We start from the raw sequence: 18,492 nt of genomic DNA on the forward strand, positions 1-18,492 counted from the left end.
CGGCCACCCGACACCCGGCCGCCGATGATCGATCATCGGCGGCAGCGATGCGACACCAGCACCGAGGTTCTCCGTCGCCGACCGACAGGTGAACGTTATCGGGACCCCTCGGGACCCCGCGGGACCCGTCAGCTGGGTACCGGGGGTGATCGGGTTCCGCACAGCGCGAGGTCGGTCCCGGACGCCCGTTCACGACATCAACGACCGCACCGCTGACGGGCCGCCGTACCGGCTCCCGACCGAGCTGGTCGGGAGCCGGTACACGTCCGAGATGAACGCCCGAGGTGAACGAGCGAGGTCGACGGGTGAGGTCAGGGCTGCGTCGGGTGGAGGATGCCGGTGACCTCGGCGTCGGTCAGCTTGTAGGAGTAGAAGGTCTGATAGAACTCCTTGATCTCCTGCTCGACGCTGACGTCGGTGAACTGCGCGGGGTGCAGGGTCTTGGCCACGAAGATCGGCTGCAGGGCCTCCTCGGCGCTGCGCGCGGCCCAGACGAACACGCCCCGCGGGTTGACGATGAGGTGCTTGTTGCGCACCGCGGAGACCGACGACCAGCGCGGGTCGGCCTCGATCGCCCGGCAGGACGAGGCGTCCCGACAAAAGACGTACTCCGGGTCCCACTGGACGATCGACTCGGCCGAGACGTCCTTCATGGTGCCGGTGACGCCGTGCGCGGTGGCGACGTTGACGCCGCCGGCGAGGGTCGACCAGTTGTCGATGATGGAGCCGCCGCCCTCGGTGTTGAGCGGGCTGTTGGCGGTGTAGTAGAGCTTCGGCCGATCGGTCGACGGCAGGCTCGCAAGACCCTTGTTGATGGTGGCGACATTGCCGTCGACGTATTCGACGTACTGCTGGGCCCGCTTGGGCGCGTCGCCACCGAGCACGTCGGCGAGAAAGGTGACGCCGTCGTCGAGCTTCTTGTAGTCCGGGAAGGAGGCGATCTGGACCACCGGCACACCCAGATCGGTGATCTTCTTCACCAGCGCCTGGTTACCGGAGGTCAACACCACCAGGTCGGGCTTCTGCGCGAGCAGGGTCTCGGTGTTGACGGTGGTGGTGTCAGCACCGAACACCGCCTTCTTCTGCGCCAGCGGCGGGTAGATCTTCTTGAACAACGGCAGGGTCGTCAGGTTGCTCAGCGGCACACCGACGACCCGCTCGATCCCACCGAGCATGAAGATGATCTGGGTGACGGCCGGATAGTTGGTGACGATCCGGTTCGGATGGGTCGGCACGGTGACGTGCCGACCGCCCATGTCGACGACCTCGTGCGTCGTCGGCGTGGCCGAGGTGGCCGCCGCCGTGGGCGTGGCGGAGTCGCCGTCGGAATCGCTGCCGCAGGCGGTGAGCGTGACGAGTGCGATCAGAGCCGCGACCAGGGCGGCGAGCACGGCGGCGAACGGGTTTCTGCGCTGGTGTGTGGCTGGCATGTGTTCCGTGGTCCCCATAACAGTCGTCTGATGGAAGGGCGCGCGAACAGGCGGCGGGTGGCCGAGGCGTTCCGGGCCCACCACCGCGATCTGCGACGCGCTGAGCTGCGGCTGTCCCAAGGGCCGCACCCCGCAGGACCACACCGGGGAGTTCGGTGACAGCTTCCGTCCCGCCGGTCAACGCCGAACGGCCAAAGCCGGACGGCCGACCCCGAACAGCCGACGCCGGAGGGCAGCGCCGGACGTCCGGTTGCTTCCTGGCCGGGAGCGTCCGGAGAACACCGGTTCGGTTCTGGTCGGGTCTGGCACGGGACCGCGCGCCAACCCCGGCCACGCGGCAGAGATGGATGGAGCCACATGCACAGGAAGTGACCGACTTCCTCGCCAGGTGACACCCGTGCACCGATCTCCGCGGATGCGGACTCAGCCGTCAAGATATTCCGCTTCCTCGGTATCTGTCCGCAAGTTTGGCAGGATCTGCGGCACATTAACCAGCTCCGCACCGTGCCTGGGGGCGCGAATCACCGTCACTCTCCGAACGGTCACCGGCCGCATCCGAAGCCCGGGCCGCCTCGACGCCTCGCCTGACGATCAACGAGTTCACGCGGACGGCCGACGACACACGGCCGGCCGATACCTGCCCGGCATCGACCGAAAACCGGGTTAATACTTTCCGTAGCCACTCGCACGCGAAGAGAAGTGGGTGGGGAACGGTGAGAGGACACAGGATGGCGAATCAGGATCTCGAGCGCGCCCGGCAGGCGATCGGGCCGATCGGGCTGGTCACCGCGGCGGGGGAACGCCCGGCCCGGCCGGCGCAGGCTGCGGATGACGAATGGCCGCTTCCGGGCGGAACGGCACGGGTCTACTACGGCCAGGGCAACCGTGGCGTGACCCGCCCGGTGCTGCTTTCGGATGGCTTTAATTCCGGACCGACGGATTTCGATGCTTTCTGGGAGCACGTCGACGGCGCGCCGCACCGGTTCGCCAGTCGGCTGCGCGAGCGCGGTCGTGATCTGATTCTAATCGGTTTCGACGAGCGTTCCGCCTCCATTCTGAACAATGCCCGAGCGGCCACGGCCGCGATCCAGCGCGCCATCGCGGAACGTCTCGGTGACGCCCGGCTGGTGGTCGGCGGATTCAGCATGGGCGGCATCGTCACCCGCTACGCGCTGGCCAGGTCGGAGCTGGAGCGTATCGACCACCAGACCGCGGTCTACCTGTCGATCGACAGCCCGCACCTGGGCGCGTCCGTGCCGATCGCCCTGCAGGCGATCGCCCACCACCTCGCCCCCGTGAACGACGCACTGTCCCAGCAGCTCAACAGCCCGGCCGCCCGCCAGCTGCTGTGGCGCCACATCGAGGAGCCGACCGCGGTTCCCGCCCAGGACCAGGCCCGCACCGAGCTGCTGGAGCAGCTGCACCGGGTCGGTGACTGGCCCCGGATTCCGCGTCTGCTCGGGGTCGCGAACGGCGTCGGTGACGGCCGCCGCAACGGGGTGCCGCCCGGCGTCGAGGCGCTGCGCAGCAACGGCCCATACCTGACCGACACCCGGCTGCTCACCCAGGCCGGCGGGCGCGACCGCGTGGTCGCGGAGCTGCGCGGCCTGCTCGGCGAGGTCACCGTCCGCACCGACGACTTCCCCGACATCGACGGTGCGCCCGGTGGCACCCTCGACTCGTTCGGCATTCTCGCGGACACCCTGAAGGACGCCGGCGAGAACGTCGACGTCTCCCACCGCTCGATCGGTTTCGTGCCGACACCCAGCGCCGTCGCGATCCGCGGCATCGAGACCAACGACGATCTCTACGCCGACATCACCAGCCTGCCCCCCGAGGACAGCCAGCTCGACGACTTCCTCACCTCGTCCACCCCGACGCCGCACAGCGCCCTCACCGAGGAGATCGGCGCCTGGATCCTCGACCGCCTCCCCGACTGACCCGCTGGCGCGATCAGCGGGGTGAGGGTGTCAGCCGTCACGACGACGGGGCAGGCGGTACCGATAACGGCTGCCACCACGAGGTCGACGATGTCGCCCCGCCAGTGAGGAACTGCCCGAATCCGGTCACGTCAGACGCACAGGGCGGTGGGCGCCGGGCCGGCGGCGTCCATGGGCCGAACGAACGGGCGATGCACAAGCCGCGGTGGGGCGCGTTCTTCGCCACCGGGTCGGGCATGGTCACGCCTGACCGCTGAGCCCACGGACCGGTCCGGAGAACCACGTCGGAAGATTGCCGGCGCCGCCTGGCCCTACCTCGGGTTGGGCGCGCCGGCGAGCAGGTTCTCGGCCTTCGTGCGGATGCGGACGACCAGCGGCGGTGCCGTGGCCTCCCGTTGCGCGGCCCGCGCCGCCTTCGTCGGGGACCGGCCGTAGAACCAGTGATCCCAGGGCGAGTTCGGCCGGGCGAGACGAACACTACCGATCGCGGCCAGTGGAATCAGGAAGATACCCAGCAGCGCCATTCCGTACTTGCCCTTCAGCAGCGAGACGGCCACCAGCAGCATGCCGGCCACGATGTCCGCCACCAGGAACATCCGAAATGCCAGTTCCTGCTGCCGGACATCGTCCACGCCAAGCGGAGAGAAACCCAGCAGAACACAGCCCATGATTCCGGCGGCGAGCAGCACCGCGTTGACCGACGCCCGCCCGGCCTGCTCCCAGTAGACGTCCTCCAGGTGCAGAATCAGGGCGAACTCGTCGAGCACCAACGCCGCGCCGATCCCGACCACCACTCCCGCGATCTCCCGCCAGGGCGCGTGCGCCGGAGCTCCGACTGCCAGCAGCCCCCCGCTGATCAGCGCAAGCGTGCCCGGCACGACATGGTGCACATGCATCCCCCCGGCCGAGACGTTACGGAAAGGGCCGCGCCCGGCTCTGATGAGCCGCACGATCGTCCGGGTCACCAGGAATGTCACCAGAAACGCCACCAGGCACAGCAGCAACGGTTCTTTTCCGGGCTCCGCGATGTTCCGCTCCCACCATCCGCTCATCTCGCCAGCCTCGCACCCCACCGACGGTGGTGGGGTGCGCAGCCCGACGGCGGGCCCGGCCACGCCGCCCGGGCACCCGGCCCGGGTGGTTGCGCGCGACTGGTTCGCTCAGTCCTTCCGGCCGAGGGCGAGCATGCCCCGCAGGGTGACTCCGGCCTTGGTGCCGCCGTCGCAGAGAATGTCGGTACCGGTGAGGTAGCCGGGGCGGGTGCCGGCGCAGAACGCCAACACCTCCGCGATCTCCTCAGGCGTACCGAACCTCTTCAACGCCGCAAAGTCGAGCATTTTCTCCGAACCGCTCTTCTTTTCCAGCCGACCCATCGCGGTGTCGAAACTGCCCGGCGAGACGGACAGGATCCGGGCCTCCTTCGCCCCGAAGCGCGCGGCCAGCTGCCGCGAGTACCAGATGACGAAGGCCTTGCTCACGGAATAGGCGAGACCAGCACGTTGCGACTTCGGGCCACGCTTGGCGGCGGCCGTGAGCTTGCTGACCAACCGAGTGGTGTCGCCGGTCAGCGCCAGCCGGTAGGCGCGGGTGGGCACGAGGAGTTTCGGCAGCGTGTGCCCGGCCAGGGAGGCGACGTTGACCAGGGCGAACCCCGGGGAGGCGACGGCCAGCGCGGCCTCGGTCAGGTGGATGGTGCCGACGGCGTTGATCCGCACGATGAACTCGGGCGAGCCCATCTGGGGGCTGACCCCGGCGGCGTGCACGACTGCCCGCAGCTCCCCGCCCGCCTGGGCACGGGCGAACAGGGCATCGACGGAGGAGCGGTCGGTGATGTCGCACACCACCCCGTCCGCGTCGAAACCGAGCTGGGCCAGCTCGGCGACCGCGGCGTCCAGCCGCTGCTGGTCGAGGTCCGCGAGGACGACCCGATGGTCGCGGCCGAGGATCTTCGCGGTCGCCAGACCCATGCCGCCGGCTCCGCCGGTGATGATGGCCGATTGCATACCGCTCCCTGGTAGGTCGATGGTCGATGGTCGGTGGTCGATGGCCGGTGGCCGGACAGCGCCGGGGTCACTCGGGCCGCGGGCAACTGCCTCGACCTGCCTACTCTTTCAGCCGGTGCCGCCGAACGCGACCGGTTCCCGGGGCTCAGGCGACGGGGCCCTCGTGGTCGATGAGGGCAGCGCAGAGCAGGTCGTGCAGCAGGCGCCGTTGGGTCAGGGTGAGCCGGTCGAGGACGGCGTCCTGCACGCCGCCCATGGCATGTTCGGCCGCCCGTAGCGCTTTGGTGCCCTCGACGGTGCGCTGGACGAGATGGTGGCGCCGGTCGACCGGGTCCCGCCGCCGTTCCACCCACCCGGCCCGTTCCGCCTCGTTCAGCAGTAGGACGGTGTTGTTCGCATCGATGCACAGCGCGTCCGACAGCCACCGCTGCGGGACTCCCGACTCCTCACGGACGTGGTTGAGCAGGAGAAACGCCTTCATCGTCATGCCCAGGACGCCGTCACCGGCCGCACGGTAGACCCGGCGGGACAGTCGGGTCAGCAGGACCAGGGTGCCGGCGTCGCCCAGCAGGGCACCCGGGTCACCGCTGCTGGCCAGGTCACGGCTGTTGGTCGAGCCGGGGGTGGCGGTCATGATCGGATGACGTTACTCTCCCCTCATTTTCTACACCACCTCTGATAGTCACCTTTAGAGTGACTATCCATGCCTGAGGCCGAAGTAGTGCATGCCGCCCATACCCGCCGATGGCTGGCCCTGGTCGCCGTGCTCACCTCCCAACTAGTGATCATTCTGGACGGTAATGTCCTGAATGTGGCGCTGCCCGCCATTCAGGAGGATCTGGGGATCAGCCAGGCAAAGCTGACCTGGGTCGTCAACGCGTACCTCATCAGCTATGGCAGCCTGCTGCTGGTGACCGGTCGACTCGGCGACCTGATCGGGCGCAAGGTCGTCTTTCTGGCCGGTATGGCGACCTTCACGGCAGCCTCCGCGGCCTGCGGCCTCGCGTCGAGCCAGGAGATTCTCATCGCCGCCCGTTTCACCCAGGGCATCGGCGGCGCGCTGGCGTCGGCGGCAGCACTCGCGTTCATCGTCACCGATTTCCCCGCGGGCGCGGAACGCGGCCGGGCGATGAACTACTACATGATCATCACGGTGGGTGGCGGCTCGATCGGCCTGCTGCTCGGCGGCCTGCTCACCCAGGTGCTCAGCTGGCACTGGATCTTCGCGATCAACATTCCGATCGGTCTCGCCTCGCTGGTCGCGGGCCTGCGGCTGATTCCGTCCCGACCCGGCACCGGTACCGGCGGGCTGGACGTACTCGGCGCCGTGATGGTGACGGCTGCCGCGATCATCGGGATCACCGGGATCGTCGGCGCGGCCGACCACGGCTGGTTCTCCACCCGCACGCTCCTCGCCGTGGGGGTGGCCGTCGCGCTTCTCGCCGCGTTCGTCGGCTGGGAGTCACGGGTGGCCAACCCGATCGTCCCGCCGCGCATTCTGCGCCAGCGCGCCCTGGTCGGATCCGCCGTTGTACGTTCCGCCGCCATCGGCGGGGTGTTCGCGGTCTTCTTCTTCGGCACGCTGTTCCTGCAGCGGGTGCTGCACTACAACGCGATCGAGACGGGACTGGCGTTCCTCCCACAGAGCATCGTGATCATGCTTTTGTCCCTCGGCGTCACCACCGGCCTGATGACCCGCCTGGGCGCACGCGCGGTCCTCGTCATCGGGCTGATGCTGCTGATCGGCAGCCTGGTGCTGCTCGGCTGGTCCGAGGGCTACAGCAGTGGCGGCTACTTCCCCTGGCCGTTCATCGGCCTGCTCGGCGTGGGGCTCGGCGCCGGCCTGACGTTCCTCCCCCTGCTGACGATCGCCATGAAGGACGTCCCGCCCGCCGACGCGGGCCTCGCCTCCGGCATCGTGAACGTGACCATGCAGATCTCCGGCGCGGTCGCCCTCGCGATCCTGGGCACCCTGGCCAACAACCGGACCGAAAACCTGGTCGCCAGCGGCCACGACCCTCTGTGGGCCTTCGCCTCCGGCAGTGCGTTCGGCATGTTCGTCGGAGCCGGTTTCGTGGTCTTCGCCCTGTTGCTCTCGTTCGTTCTGCTGCGTCCGGGCCGGCTGAACCCGGCGGCCAGCCCCGTTCACCGGCCCGACGAGACAGCACTCGACGGCTTGGCACTCGACGGTCTGGCGCTCGATGGCCTGGCGCTCGACGGGGTGCCCGGCACCGAGCGGACCGTGCTCGACGGCACGGCACCCAACGAGGTGGCATCCGAGGCGCCGGTCGCCATCCCGGCCCAGCAGCCGTCCATCGCCGACCACGACCTACCCGCCAAGGACTGAGCACCGCGGTGTCCTTCCGCGACAATTGTCAGAATGAGGACTGTCAGTACGTCCCTGCTCGCCAGGATGATCGCGGCTCGTCTCGCCGGCCACGGCGATGGCAGCCGCGCAGATCATCCAGGGGACCGTCGACCGGTGGTCGTGGCGTCGGGAAACTTCGCGAGTCCGGATGTCGTGCTGGGTGTCGTCGACGAGACCGTCGCCGCCTACCGGCTGTTCGTGCTGAATCCCCAGGCAGGTCTGCCCGCCCGTCCAGGGGTGTCACAGGTGACACCGTTCGTCGGTCCCGGTGCGCGGGGGCTCGCGACGCTGGAGTACGTGCCCTGTCGGCTGAGTCTGGTGCCCCGGCTGTTCGCCGGGCCGTACCGCCCCGATGTGGTGGTGGTGCACACGAGTCCGCCGGTGCACGGTCGGGTCTCGCTCGGCACGGAGGTCAACATTCTGCCGGCGGCCATCGAGGCGGCCCGCGCCAGCGGTGGCCTGGTCGTCGCCCAGCTCAATCCGGACATGCCCTACACGTTCGGCGACGGTGAGCTGTCCGTCGACGATGTGGATCTGGCCGTCGAGGCGCAGCAGCCGTTGGCGCATCCGGCCGTCCGGGCTGGCGACGCGGTGATGCAGGCGATCGGAGCGCGGGTCGCGGCGCTGGTGGGTGACGGCGCGACCCTGCAGCTGGGGATCGGGGCAGTGCCGAACGCCGTGCTCGCCGCGCTGTCCGACCGGCGTGGCCTACGGGTGTGGACGGAGACCTGCTCCGACGGCGTGCTGGCGCTCGAACACGCCGGTGCGCTCGACCCCGATACCGAGCTCGTGACGAGCTTCCTGTTCGGATCGGCGCAGCTGTATCGCTGGGTGGATCGCAATCCGCGGGTGCGGCTGCTGCGGACCGAGACCGTCAACGATCCGGGGCGGATCGCCCGCCGGCCAGCGATGACCTCCATCAACACCGCGCTGCAGGTCGATCTGCACGCCCAGGCGAACGCGTCCTATGTGCGGGGGCGGATCTGGTCGGGCTTCGGTGGCCAGCCCGACTTCGTCGCCGGCGCCCTGCACGCACCGGGCGGGCGGGCGGTGATCGCGTTGCCGAGCTGGCACGCCAAATCGGACGCCTCGACGGTCGTGGCATCCCTGCGCGAGCCGACGACCAGCTTCCAGCACAGCCACATCGTCAGCGAACACGGAACCGCGGCGCTGTGGGGGCAGAGCCTGCAGGGGCAGGCACAGGTACTGGTGTCCCAGGTCGCCGATCCGCGAGCCCGTGAGGAGCTCACCAGCGAGGTCGAGCGCTGGTCCCCGGCTGCGCGCTCCGGTCCGCAGACCAGTCCGTCGCGGCGGGCCGTACGCGGACCGGAGGGCTGAACGCGCCACGCCGGCACACCGCTGCGGGCTATGCCACGGCAGGGATGACGGCGACCGGGCACGGGGTGTGGTGCAGGCACTGGTGGGTGACCGAACCGAGCAGCAGTTCGGCGAAGCCGCCGCGGCCGCGGGACCCGACGACGAGTAGTTGGGCGTCCTCGGCGGCGCTCAGCAACGCGTGGGTGGCGCCATCGGTGACCAGCATGTCCTCGACGACCAGGGAGCCGCGTTCGCCGATCCCCGCGTCCAGGCAGGCGTCGAGCACCGCGCGGGCGGCCTTCTCCGAGGCCTCGAAGTCCACCCCGACGTACACGGTGGGATAACCCACCGGGACCGGTGCCCAGGCGTGCACCACCCGCAGCACCGCGCCCCGCAGACGGGCCTCCTGCGCGGCCCAGCGCAGCGCCTCGACCGACGTGGCCGAACCATCCACGCCCACGACGACCGGACCGCTCGTGCGCACCTGACCGGCACGCACCACGACGACCGGCGTGGTGGCCCCGTGCACACAGGCGGCCGAGACGGAACCCATCAGGATGTGGCGCAACCGGCCCGCCCCATGCCGGCCGACCACCAGCAGGTCGGCCGCACCCGCGGCGGCCAGCAGCGCGTCCGGGGGATACTGCGGTTCCACCCGTTCGACCACCGGTACCGGGCAGCGCGGGTCGACCGTGTTACGGACGGCCGTTTCCAGCACCCGCCGGGCCGTGGTCTCGGCTTCGTGCTGACCGGAGCCGACGGTCATCCCGGCGACGGAGACCGGCGCGTCCCCGGGCGACCAGGCCAGCAGGGCGGTCACCGTGGCGCCACGCACCCGCGCCTCCTGCATGGCCCACCGCAACGCCTGCTCGGCCTCGGTCGAGCCGTCCACTCCCACTACGATTGAGCTCATCGCCTGCCTCCGTCGCGTCGAGATCTCTGCTGTACCGGACACAGCCTCGTCTCGCGGCGACCGCAGATCGAGGGCTGTGCGGCAATGCCGGCCGGGCCACTGGACCCGGTCCTTCCGTACCAAGGACTCGTTACCTACCAGGCGGAGAACCGCGCGCTTCGTTTTCACCTCTTTCGACATGAACAGCCGTGTCCCGGGGTAAATATTCGCCATAGGCAGGTCTGGCCGCGGGCGCCTTGCCTCCCGGGTGGCCGTGCCGATGCTCCGGGACGGGCCGAGCGACCCGGGCAGGAGGGACGATCGGCCCCCGAACAGACTTCCCAAGGAAGGAAGTCCGACTGCGCCCTGATGGGAATACTGAACGTGTCCGGACAGACGACATCGGGCGGCGGGCCGACCGTAATGTGCCTGCCGAAGCAGCGATGGGAGCACATCCATGGTCACCAGCACGACGACGCTGTCCGCGGACCTGGCCAGGTCCGCGGTGGAAACCGCCATCCTGGCGCCCTCGATCCACAATTCCCAGCCGTGGCGCTGGCGCCTTCGGGACGGCGTTCTCGAGCTCTCCGCAGACCTCGACCGCGCGACCCCGGTCGCCGACCCGGACCATCGCCAGCTGGTGATGAGCTGCGGTGCGGCACTGTTCCACGCCTGGGTGTCGCTGCGGGCGGCCGGGCTCGTGGTGCAGATCGACGAGCTGCCGGACGGTCCTGACATCTCTCGTGGACGTCTGGCCACCCTGCGGGTCGTCGGCGCGAGCGCACCCGCGCCGGGGGACCTCGCGCTTGCCACCGCGGTCCACCACCGGCACACCGACCGGCGGCCCTTCGACCCGGCTGACCTGCCCGCCGAGGTGATCCACGGGCTGCGCCGGGCCGCCGAGGAGGAGGGCGGCTGGCTGGACTCGCTGACCAGCCGGGAGGCCCGGGTGGAGCTGTCGGTGGTGCTCGCCCACGCGGACTGGATCGAGACCCACGACCCGGCCTACCAGGCCGAGCTGCTCCACTGGAGCCGCACCGACCCGGACGCGACCGACGGTGTCCCCCGCGGTGTGGTGGTCGACAGCGAGGAGCCACGCCAGTCGGAGTTCTCCCTGCGCGACTTCGACGTGGTCGGCAAGGCCGGCCAGCAGCTGCACGCAGCCCAGGTCGAACGTCCCGGCGTGCTCGTGCTCGGCACGGACGGGGACGGCCCGGCGAGCTGGCTGCACGCCGGTCGGGCGTTGGCCCGGGTCCTGGTCGTCGCGACCGCCGCAGGTCTGGCCGCCTCCCCCCTCGGCCAGGCGATCGACCTGGAGTCCACCCGCGCGCTGGTCCGCGAGGCCACCGGCGGGATGGGAACGGCCCAGATGATTCTTCGCATCGGCTACCCGGACCCGGCCGCGCAGCCGCTGCCGCCGACCCGGCGCCGCCCGGTCACCGAGGTTCTCGATCTCGCCGATCAGGCACCGGCCTGATCGGCGTACCTCATCCGGTCGCCACCGGTAGAACGAAAACGAAAGGCGACCAGGCCGATTATTCGGCCTGGTCGCCTTTCTGGTTCTCCCGTCAATGTCCGTCAATGTCGTGCTCCCGAACGGTCATGGTCCCGAACGGTCGTGCTCCCGAACGACGAACGCCGCCGGCACCGGCGGCAGACACGTTTTCCGGACAGACCGTCCACCAGCTCCAACAGGTCGGCCGCCGGATCACCCTGACAGCCTCACCCCGAGGTGAGTCATTTTCGACTCGGTACTAGCGAGGCTGAGCGGGGACGTGGACCGCGATGACGCCGGGAATCGCGCGGATGAGGGCGAGCAGCAGGTCGGGGAGGGCAGCCGCCGGCCCGGCCAGAGTCACCTCACCGTCGACCACCGAGATCGCCGGGGGGACCTCGGCACACCAGTCGACAAGCACCTGCCGCACATCGTCGGCGATGTCCGCATCGGTCCGGGCCAGCAGCCGCACCAGGTCACGGCGACTGACCAGGCCGACGAGCCGGTTGTGGTCGTCGAGGATCGGCAGCCGGGTCAGATGGCGGGACAGCATGATGCGCGCCAGATCGGCCAGGTCGGCGTCGGCCCTCGCCGTCACCACAGGCGTCGACATGATCTCGGCGACGATCCGCCGATCCTCGGACCGACCAGAGGCGTCGACATGGTCCGCCGCCATGCCCGCCACGATCAGATCACGGCGGGCATGGCGGCGCGGGTCCGGTGCACAGCCGATGGCGAGCAGGTCCGCCTCGGTGACCATCCCCGCCAGGGTGCCGTCCGCGTTGACCACCGGAAGTCCGCGGACATGCCGGCGAAGCAGCAGCGTCGCCACCTCCTTCACCGAGGTCTCCGGGCCCACGCAGTACACCTCGGTTGTCATGACGTCGTCGGCGCGCATGATGCTCCTTCCTTCTCGTTCCGATCGGCAGCCCCGTGCGAAGGAACAACCACGAAAATCTTCTCGGGGGTGGTCACGGGCAGCCCGAGCTCGTCGTAGATCGGCGCGCCCAGCTCCCGCAGCCGGGCGGCGCTGGCGCGCAGGTGATGGGCACACAGAAAGATCTCCTGCGCGTCACGGTCGCCCGACCGCGGCAGGACAACCCGGGCAACCGGCTGGCTCGGGCAGCAGCAGGCCCGGGTCGCCGCATCGATCGGTGTCACCTGGCCGACGGGCGGACCCCCGGCCGGTCGAGGCCGCGCGGCCTCATGCCCGGCAGCCGGAGCAACGGGATGGGTACGTCGTGCGCCACGGAAGCTCATGGGACCAACACTGATCCTCCTCGCTGTGCACAGCGACTACCAGAGGTCCCCCCCGCCGTGGACCAACGGCACGCCGACCTGCAACGCATGACCATGCTGACCATGCGTACGCGGCGGCGACGCGGCCGGAACACGCATGAGGATCACCTGACAGTCCGCAGGCCACAGGCGGGATGGGTCGGTCGGCGTAGGCCGAAGGTCCCTTTCTCGCGGCACCCGGGATACGGAGCATGAGGCACCGACAGGCCCGGTCCGACCTCATCCGGACCCGACAAGGTGGCACGCAGGTCAGAGCCACCACGGACCGACCCAAGCCGACGGGAGTACCGGATGATCGGCGCACATGCTCACCCCGGTGCGGGACCGGCCCAGCTGCGGGCCTGGTGGCGCTGTGAACCCGTGCCCGGATGCGCTGGCGGGGACTGGGTCGACGTCGTCGCCCTGCCCCGCGGCGCTCTCGCCGTGACCATCGGCGACGCCGCCGGGCACGACGGCCAGGCACGGGCCCTGGCCGCGGTGCTGCGCTCGGCCATCCGCCGCGAACTGCTGCGCGGCCTGGACCCCGGCGACGTGCTCGCCCGTGCGCTGACCGAGATCGCCGCGCTCAGCGACATGGGCGAGATGTTCGCGACCGCGTTCGTCGCCGTCGTCGACCCGATCACCGGCCGGGTGCGGTACGCGAGCGCGGGACACCCGGCACCCGTGTTCATGCCCGACGAGGACGGTAGGGCCAAGGGATGCGGATCGGCGCAGGTCCTGCCCGGGGGCGGACCCGTGCTGTCCGATCTGTTCGCCGGCCGGAACCTGTGGCCGACCCGGTCGACGACTCTGGCGGTCGGTGACCGGCTGGCGCTGTTCACCGACGGGATCACCGAGGCTCGCGACCAGCACGGCACCCAGTTCGGGATGTCACCGCTGCTCGCCCACCGGCTGCGCGCCCTGCCGCCCGAGCAGATCGTGCCGGCGCTGTTCGCCGAGGTGGGCGCGTACAGCCCCGGTCGGCCTCGCGACGACCAGGCCGTGATCGTACTGGCCAGGGTCGCGGCCCGGCCGGCTCGACCGACGGCGCCCGCAGTCGGTCATGCCGTCGTCGTGCCCGGGCCTGCGCGGCCGGCGGCCCGCCGTGGGGCCCAGGTTTTCGTCCCGGCCGGCGCCACGCGCCGCTACGGCATGGGTGGCGGTGGTACACCGGGCGATCCCGGCCTGGTGGCCCTGACGAACGTTCACGGGACGGTGCCGAGATGACCGGTGACCCAGGTTCGGCGGCGGATGGTCACCCGCGGATCGGACGTCCACGGGCTGTTCCGGTCGTTCATCAGCAGGGAAGGCTGGACCCATGACCACGCAGATCGTGCCGAGCACAGCTTCGGCGCCCGCCGCCGCGGTGCCGGCCGGGAACCCCGGACCGGCCGGCGGCATGAGCCTGGCGTCCGCGTCACCGCCGGCCGTGGTGGAGACGCACACCTCGGTTCTGATCTTTCTGGGCGATCGGGTTTACAAGGTCAAGAAAGCGGCGGACCTGGGTTTCCTCGACTTCCGGACCCGCGAGGCACGGCTGGCGGCGTGCCGGGCGGAGGTGGCGCTCAACCGGCGGTTGGCACCGGACGTCTACCTGGGAGTGGCCGACGTGTCCGGGCCCGACGGCGAGCTGTGCGACCACATGGTGGTGATGCGCCGGTTGCCCGCCTCGCGTCGCCTGTCCGCGCTGGTCGCCTCGGGCGCGGACGTGACCGGTGCGCTCCGGGACACGGCGCGGGTGATCGCCTCCCTGCATGCCCGCTGTGACACGTCGCCACAGATCAGCGCGTTCGGCGGGGTGGACACCCTGCGTGCCCTGTGGGCCGAGGGGCTGGCCGGGGTGGCCCCCTTTCTCGGGGACCAGCTACCGGCGCAGAAGGTGGCCGAGATCGGCCGTCTGGCCGGGCGGTACCTCGACGGGCGTGGCGCCCTGCTGGCCCAGCGTCAACAGGGCGGCCTGGTCCGGGACGGCCACGGTGACCTCCTCGCCGACGACGTGTTCTGCCTGGATGACGGTCCGCGGGTCCTGGACTGTCTGGAGTTCGACCAGCGGCTGCGCGCCGGTGACGTGCTGGCCGATGTGGCGTTTCTGGCGATGGACCTGGAACGCCTCGGCCGCCGCGACCTGGCCGACCATTTCATGTCGGCCTACCGGGAGTTCTCGGGCGAGACCCATCCCCGGTCACTGGAGGACTTCTACGTCGCCTACCGGGCCTTCGTCCGCTGCAAGGTGGCGTGCATCCGATCCGCGCAGGGAGACGCGGACGCCACCGGGCAGGCCCGGGCGCTGGCCACGCTCGCGCTGTCCCGGCTGCGGCACGGGCGCACGCGCCTCGTCCTGCTCGGCGGCCTGCCGGCATCGGGAAAGTCGACGCTGGCCGCCGGCCTGGGCGCCGCCGAGGGCTGGACGGTGCTGCGCTCCGACGTCATCCGCAAGGAGCTGGCCGGGCTGGCGGCCACCACCCCTGCCCCGGCCGCACCCGGCGAGGGCATCTACCGGGCGAAGCTGACCGACGCCGTCTACACCGAGCTGATCCGCCGCGCCGGCGTCGCTCTCGAACGCGGCGAGTCGGTGATCCTCGACGCCTCCTGGGGAAGCCGCAGGCACCGGCGACAGGCCACGCGCTGTGCCCTCGCCGCCGCCGCCGACCTCATCGAACTGCGCTGCGCCGTGGCACCGGAGATCGCCCGCACCCGCATCGCCGCGCGCCTCGCCGCCCGCGCAGCCGGCAGCGGCACCGCCATGGACACGTTCGACGGGCTCCACGGCCCCAGCGGCGGGGACGAGGCCCGGGGTGGTGACGGCGGAGTGTCCGACGCGACCGTCCCGGTGCTGGCGGAGCTGGCCCGCAGAGCCGATCCGTGGCCCGAGGCCACCACCGTCACCACGACCGCGCCGGTGGCGCAGACGCTGCGGACCGCACGCAGACTCCTCACCTGAGTTCTCATCACCCGAGTCCTCATCACCCGAGTCCTCGCCTGCGGCGAGAGGACCACCGCCGGTCTCCGCGCCCCCAGCCACGCTCGGTGGACGTCGACACCGCGATGCCCGCCCGGTCCGAAGACACACAAACATGTCCTTGGGCGGCAGGCGGCCCTATCATCATCGGCGATCCGCAGTCCTGCTGCGACATGCACTCGGGGTGCCGGTGAGCGACCGTAACAACGATTCCGTCCGCGTCGGTGGGGTGAGCGCGTCCGCTCTCCCCACCGGGCCTGCGGCCAGAGCTCCCGGCGAGGATGTTCCCGAAGCCGGTCTGACGTTTCCCTCGGTCGCCCGGCTCGAGCTGGACGACCTGCTGACCCAGCTGGTGGAACGGGCGCAGGACGTGCTCGCCACCCAGGGCCGGCTGCGGGGCCTGTTGCGCGCCACCCGAATGATCACTATGGATCTGCGGCTGCCGGTGCTGCTCCGGCTGATCGTGGAGGCGGCCTGCGAGCTGCTGAACGCCCACTACGGCGCCATCGGAGTACTCACCCCGGACCGCCGACGGCTGGAGGAGTTCATCCACGTCGGCATGGATCCGGGCGCACCCGAACGGATCGGGCACCTGCCCACCGGCCAGGGGCTGCTCGGCGCCCTGATCGACGACCCGCGGCCCCGCCGGGCCGAGGACATCGCCCGGGACCCGCACGCGGTCGGCTTCCCACCGGGGCATCCGACGATGCGCACGTTTCTCGGCGTGCCGATCATCGTGCGCGGCGAGGTGTTCGGCAATCTCTATCTGACCGACCGGCGCGACGGCCAGCCGTTCACCGCGGAGGACGAGGAGCTGGTCCTGGCCCTGGCCACCCATGCGGGGGTGACGATCGAGAACGCCCGTCTGTTCCAGGAGTCCCAGGCACGGCACCAGTGGATGAGCACCGCCGCCGAGCTCGTCGGGCTGTTGATAACCGGGACCGCCTCTCCCCTGGAACTGGTCGCCGACCGGATGCGCGCGGTCGGCGAGGCCCAGTACTGCGCGGTCGTGACCGCCTCGGCGGCCACCCAGGAGGGCGGCGATGATGACCGGACCGGCCGGACAGCCCGCCTTGCGGTCGCGCTCGGTGCCGGTGAGCCGAATCCGCTCGGAGCCGCCATCGCCAGGGACGGCACGCTCGTCGGCCAGGCTCTGGCCGAACGGCGTCCGATTCTGGTCGACGACCCCCAGCTCGATGCCTCCGACCTGGAACGGGGCAGGGACACGGCCTCGCTGATGGTTCTGCCGCTGCCCGGCCCCCGGCACCAGCGGGCGATCGTGCTGCTGATGGGCCGAGACCAGGGCCGGCCGGCGTTCACCGAGTTCGACCTGGACCTGGCGGCCACCTGCGCCGGCCATATCGCGGTCGCGCTCGAACTGGCCCAGGCCCGGGCCGACCGCGAACGGCTCCTGGTCGCCGACGACCGTGGGCGGATCGCCCGGGACCTGCACGACCACGTCATCCAGCGCATCTTCGCCATAGCGCTCGGTCTGCAGGATCTGGCCCAGTACGAGAACCCGACGAACGCCGGCCGGCTCGCCACCTACGTCGAGGACATCGACGCAACCATCAGGGACATCCGCCGGACGATCTTCGAACTGCGGCCCGGGCCGACCGGCGCCGCCCGGGGCGGCGGGGTACGCGGCGCCATCGACAAGATCGTGGACGACGCCCGGCCCGGCCTCGGGTTCGTCCCGACCGTCCGCTACACCGGGCCGATCAACAGTGTGGTCGACGCGAACCTCGCCGAGCATGCCTATGCGGTCACGCGGGAGGCACTGTCCAACGTCACCCGCCACGCCCGGGCACGTTCGGTCGAGCTTGCCGTCCGGATCGCCGACGATCAGTTGATCATCGAGGTGATCGACGACGGTGTCGGCATGTCGGAAACAACCCGGCGCAGCGGACTGGACAACCTGCGCACCCGCGCCGAGTCCCTCGGCGGCACGTTCACCGTCACAGCGCCGGCCGGCGGCGGCACCCACCTGCGCTGGGCCGTGCCCCTGTGACGGACCGTGCCCCTGCGCGGGCTGCGCCCCGGAACGGCGGCCCCGGAACGGCGGCCCCCGCTAACGGCGGCCCCCGCTAACGGCGGCCCCCGCTAACGGCGGGCCCGCGCAACGGCTACTGCGACGGCAGCTCGCCGCCGAGATGCTTGTAGGCGATGACGGCCGCCTGGGTACGGCTGGTCAGGCCGAGCTTGTCCAGAATGCCGGACACGTAGTTCTTCACCGTCTTCTCGGACAGGTGAATCCGCCCCGCGATCTGCCGGTTGGTCAGCCCCTCGGCGATCAGACCGAGGATCTCGCGTTCCCGCGGGTTCAACGGTGCGAGCACCGGGTCCTCCCGCGGCCCCTCTCGCAGCCGGCTCAGCACCCGGCGCGTGACCGACGGAGACAGCAGTGACTGCCCGCTCGCGACGGTGCGGACCGCGCCAACCAGATCATTGCCCCGGATCTCCTTCAGCACATAACCGGCCGCGCCGGCCATGATGGCGGAGAACAGGGCCTCGTCATCGTCATAGGACGTGAGGATCAGACACGCGATGTCCGGGAACTCCGACCGGATCTCCCGGCACACGTCGATCCCGCTGCCGTCCGGAAGCCGACCGTCCAGAATCGCCACGGTCGGCCGCAACGCCGGGATACGCCGCAGTGCCTCCGCCACCAGCCCGGCCTCGCCGACAACCTCGATGTCCTCATGCCGCTCCAGCGTCTGGCGCAGCCCGTTACGGACAATCTCGTGGTCGTCGAGGAGAAAGACACTGATCACGCCCATGGCGCCGAGACTACGCGGTCCGCCCACCCT

15 protein-coding genes are annotated in these 18,492 nt (G+C 70.5%); 7 read left to right on the plus strand and 8 right to left on the minus strand.

Annotation, left to right across the window (positions count from 1 at the left end; genetic code table 11):
* Positions 1-311: 311 nt before the first annotated feature.
* The gene (locus ND747_RS01420) at positions 312-1,430 is read right to left on the minus strand and encodes an ABC transporter substrate-binding protein (RefSeq protein WP_251731090.1); all 1,119 of its coding nucleotides are present in this window, start codon (positions 1,428-1,430) and stop codon (positions 312-314) included.
* A gap of 728 nt (positions 1,431-2,158) precedes the next feature.
* Between ND747_RS01420 and ND747_RS01425 the strand changes: the two genes are divergently transcribed.
* Complete coding sequence (locus tag ND747_RS01425) at positions 2,159-3,370, plus strand: alpha/beta hydrolase (RefSeq protein ID WP_251731091.1); 1,212 nt, start codon at positions 2,159-2,161, stop codon at positions 3,368-3,370.
* 311 nt (positions 3,371-3,681) lie between these two features.
* Here ND747_RS01425 and ND747_RS01430 read toward each other — a convergent pair whose 3' ends face one another.
* The 3 genes from ND747_RS01430 to ND747_RS01440 all read right to left on the minus strand — a co-directional run bounded on the left by ND747_RS01430 (position 3,682) and on the right by ND747_RS01440 (position 6,007).
* Positions 3,682-4,485 (minus strand): hypothetical protein, encoded by an 804-nt coding sequence (locus tag ND747_RS01430; RefSeq protein WP_251731092.1) that lies wholly within the window; start codon positions 4,483-4,485, stop codon positions 3,682-3,684.
* A 45-nt stretch (positions 4,486-4,530) separates the two neighbouring features.
* Positions 4,531-5,373, minus strand: coding sequence for an SDR family oxidoreductase (locus ND747_RS01435; RefSeq protein ID WP_251731093.1), 843 nt, complete (start codon positions 5,371-5,373; stop codon positions 4,531-4,533).
* 145 nt (positions 5,374-5,518) lie between these two features.
* Complete coding sequence (locus ND747_RS01440) at positions 5,519-6,007, minus strand: MarR family winged helix-turn-helix transcriptional regulator (RefSeq protein WP_251731094.1); 489 nt, start codon at positions 6,005-6,007, stop codon at positions 5,519-5,521.
* Between the two features lie 69 nt (positions 6,008-6,076).
* On the opposite strand from ND747_RS01440, the gene ND747_RS01445 reads away from it, so the two are divergent.
* The gene (locus tag ND747_RS01445) at positions 6,077-7,720 is read left to right on the plus strand and encodes an MFS transporter (RefSeq protein WP_251731095.1); all 1,644 of its coding nucleotides are present in this window, start codon (positions 6,077-6,079) and stop codon (positions 7,718-7,720) included.
* 33 nt (positions 7,721-7,753) lie between these two features.
* Entirely contained in the window at positions 7,754-9,079 is a 1,326-nt protein-coding gene (locus tag ND747_RS01450) for an acetyl-CoA hydrolase/transferase family protein (protein ID WP_251731096.1), read from the plus strand.
* A 28-nt stretch (positions 9,080-9,107) separates the two neighbouring features.
* Here ND747_RS01450 and ND747_RS01455 read toward each other — a convergent pair whose 3' ends face one another.
* Entirely contained in the window at positions 9,108-9,971 is an 864-nt protein-coding gene (locus tag ND747_RS01455) for a universal stress protein (protein ID WP_251731097.1), read from the minus strand.
* A gap of 436 nt (positions 9,972-10,407) precedes the next feature.
* Here ND747_RS01455 and ND747_RS01460 point away from each other — a divergent pair, with 436 nt between their 5' ends.
* Entirely contained in the window at positions 10,408-11,427 is a 1,020-nt protein-coding gene (locus tag ND747_RS01460; RefSeq protein WP_251731098.1) for a nitroreductase, read from the plus strand.
* A gap of 277 nt (positions 11,428-11,704) precedes the next feature.
* On the opposite strand, the gene ND747_RS01465 is transcribed toward ND747_RS01460, so the two are convergent.
* Both ND747_RS01465 and ND747_RS01470 read right to left on the minus strand, forming a co-directional pair.
* Entirely contained in the window at positions 11,705-12,343 is a 639-nt protein-coding gene (locus ND747_RS01465) for a CBS domain-containing protein (protein WP_251731099.1), read from the minus strand.
* Positions 12,322-12,606, minus strand: coding sequence for a hypothetical protein (locus ND747_RS01470; protein ID WP_251731100.1), 285 nt, complete (start codon positions 12,604-12,606; stop codon positions 12,322-12,324). Before ND747_RS01470 ends, ND747_RS01465 begins: the two co-directional genes overlap by 22 nt.
* A 429-nt stretch (positions 12,607-13,035) precedes the next feature.
* Here ND747_RS01470 and ND747_RS01475 point away from each other — a divergent pair, with 429 nt between their 5' ends.
* The 3 genes from ND747_RS01475 to ND747_RS01485 all read left to right on the plus strand — a co-directional run bounded on the left by ND747_RS01475 (position 13,036) and on the right by ND747_RS01485 (position 17,693).
* Entirely contained in the window at positions 13,036-13,950 is a 915-nt protein-coding gene (locus ND747_RS01475) for a PP2C family protein-serine/threonine phosphatase (RefSeq protein ID WP_251731101.1), read from the plus strand.
* Between the two features lie 91 nt (positions 13,951-14,041).
* Positions 14,042-15,664, plus strand: coding sequence for an AAA family ATPase (locus ND747_RS01480; RefSeq protein ID WP_374216119.1), 1,623 nt, complete (start codon positions 14,042-14,044; stop codon positions 15,662-15,664).
* A 208-nt stretch (positions 15,665-15,872) separates the two neighbouring features.
* Entirely contained in the window at positions 15,873-17,693 is a 1,821-nt protein-coding gene (locus tag ND747_RS01485) for a GAF domain-containing protein (RefSeq protein ID WP_374216120.1), read from the plus strand.
* Between the two features lie 115 nt (positions 17,694-17,808).
* Here the strand turns inward: ND747_RS01485 and ND747_RS01490 are convergent, their stop codons facing one another.
* Entirely contained in the window at positions 17,809-18,462 is a 654-nt protein-coding gene (locus tag ND747_RS01490; protein ID WP_285899806.1) for a response regulator transcription factor, read from the minus strand.
* Between the last annotated feature and the right edge of the window lie 30 nt (positions 18,463-18,492).

The sequence above is a fragment of the Frankia sp. R82 genome, from assembly GCF_023716925.1.
GTDB lineage: Bacteria > Actinomycetota > Actinomycetes > Frankiales > Frankiaceae > Frankia.

Excerpts from the sequence above, each read along its gene's own strand:
- ND747_RS01450 (WP_251731096.1), top strand. The coding sequence starts at position 7,754 with ATGAGGACTGTCAGTACGTCCCTGCTCGCCAGGATGATCGCGGCTCGT.
- ND747_RS01420 (WP_251731090.1), bottom strand. The coding sequence starts at position 1,430 with ATGCCAGCCACACACCAGCGCAGAAACCCGTTCGCCGCCGTGCTCGCC.
- ND747_RS01425 (WP_251731091.1), top strand. The coding sequence starts at position 2,159 with ATGGCGAATCAGGATCTCGAGCGCGCCCGGCAGGCGATCGGGCCGATC.
- ND747_RS01435 (WP_251731093.1), bottom strand. The coding sequence starts at position 5,373 with ATGCAATCGGCCATCATCACCGGCGGAGCCGGCGGCATGGGTCTGGCG.
- ND747_RS01445 (WP_251731095.1), top strand. The coding sequence starts at position 6,077 with ATGCCTGAGGCCGAAGTAGTGCATGCCGCCCATACCCGCCGATGGCTG.
- ND747_RS01475 (WP_251731101.1), top strand. The coding sequence starts at position 13,036 with ATGATCGGCGCACATGCTCACCCCGGTGCGGGACCGGCCCAGCTGCGG.
- ND747_RS01490 (WP_285899806.1), bottom strand. The coding sequence starts at position 18,462 with ATGGGCGTGATCAGTGTCTTTCTCCTCGACGACCACGAGATTGTCCGT.
- ND747_RS01455 (WP_251731097.1), bottom strand. The coding sequence starts at position 9,971 with ATGAGCTCAATCGTAGTGGGAGTGGACGGCTCGACCGAGGCCGAGCAG.
- ND747_RS01460 (WP_251731098.1), top strand. The coding sequence starts at position 10,408 with ATGGTCACCAGCACGACGACGCTGTCCGCGGACCTGGCCAGGTCCGCG.
- ND747_RS01465 (WP_251731099.1), bottom strand. The coding sequence starts at position 12,343 with ATGCGCGCCGACGACGTCATGACAACCGAGGTGTACTGCGTGGGCCCG.
- ND747_RS01480 (WP_374216119.1), top strand. The coding sequence starts at position 14,042 with ATGACCACGCAGATCGTGCCGAGCACAGCTTCGGCGCCCGCCGCCGCG.
- ND747_RS01440 (WP_251731094.1), bottom strand. The coding sequence starts at position 6,007 with ATGACCGCCACCCCCGGCTCGACCAACAGCCGTGACCTGGCCAGCAGC.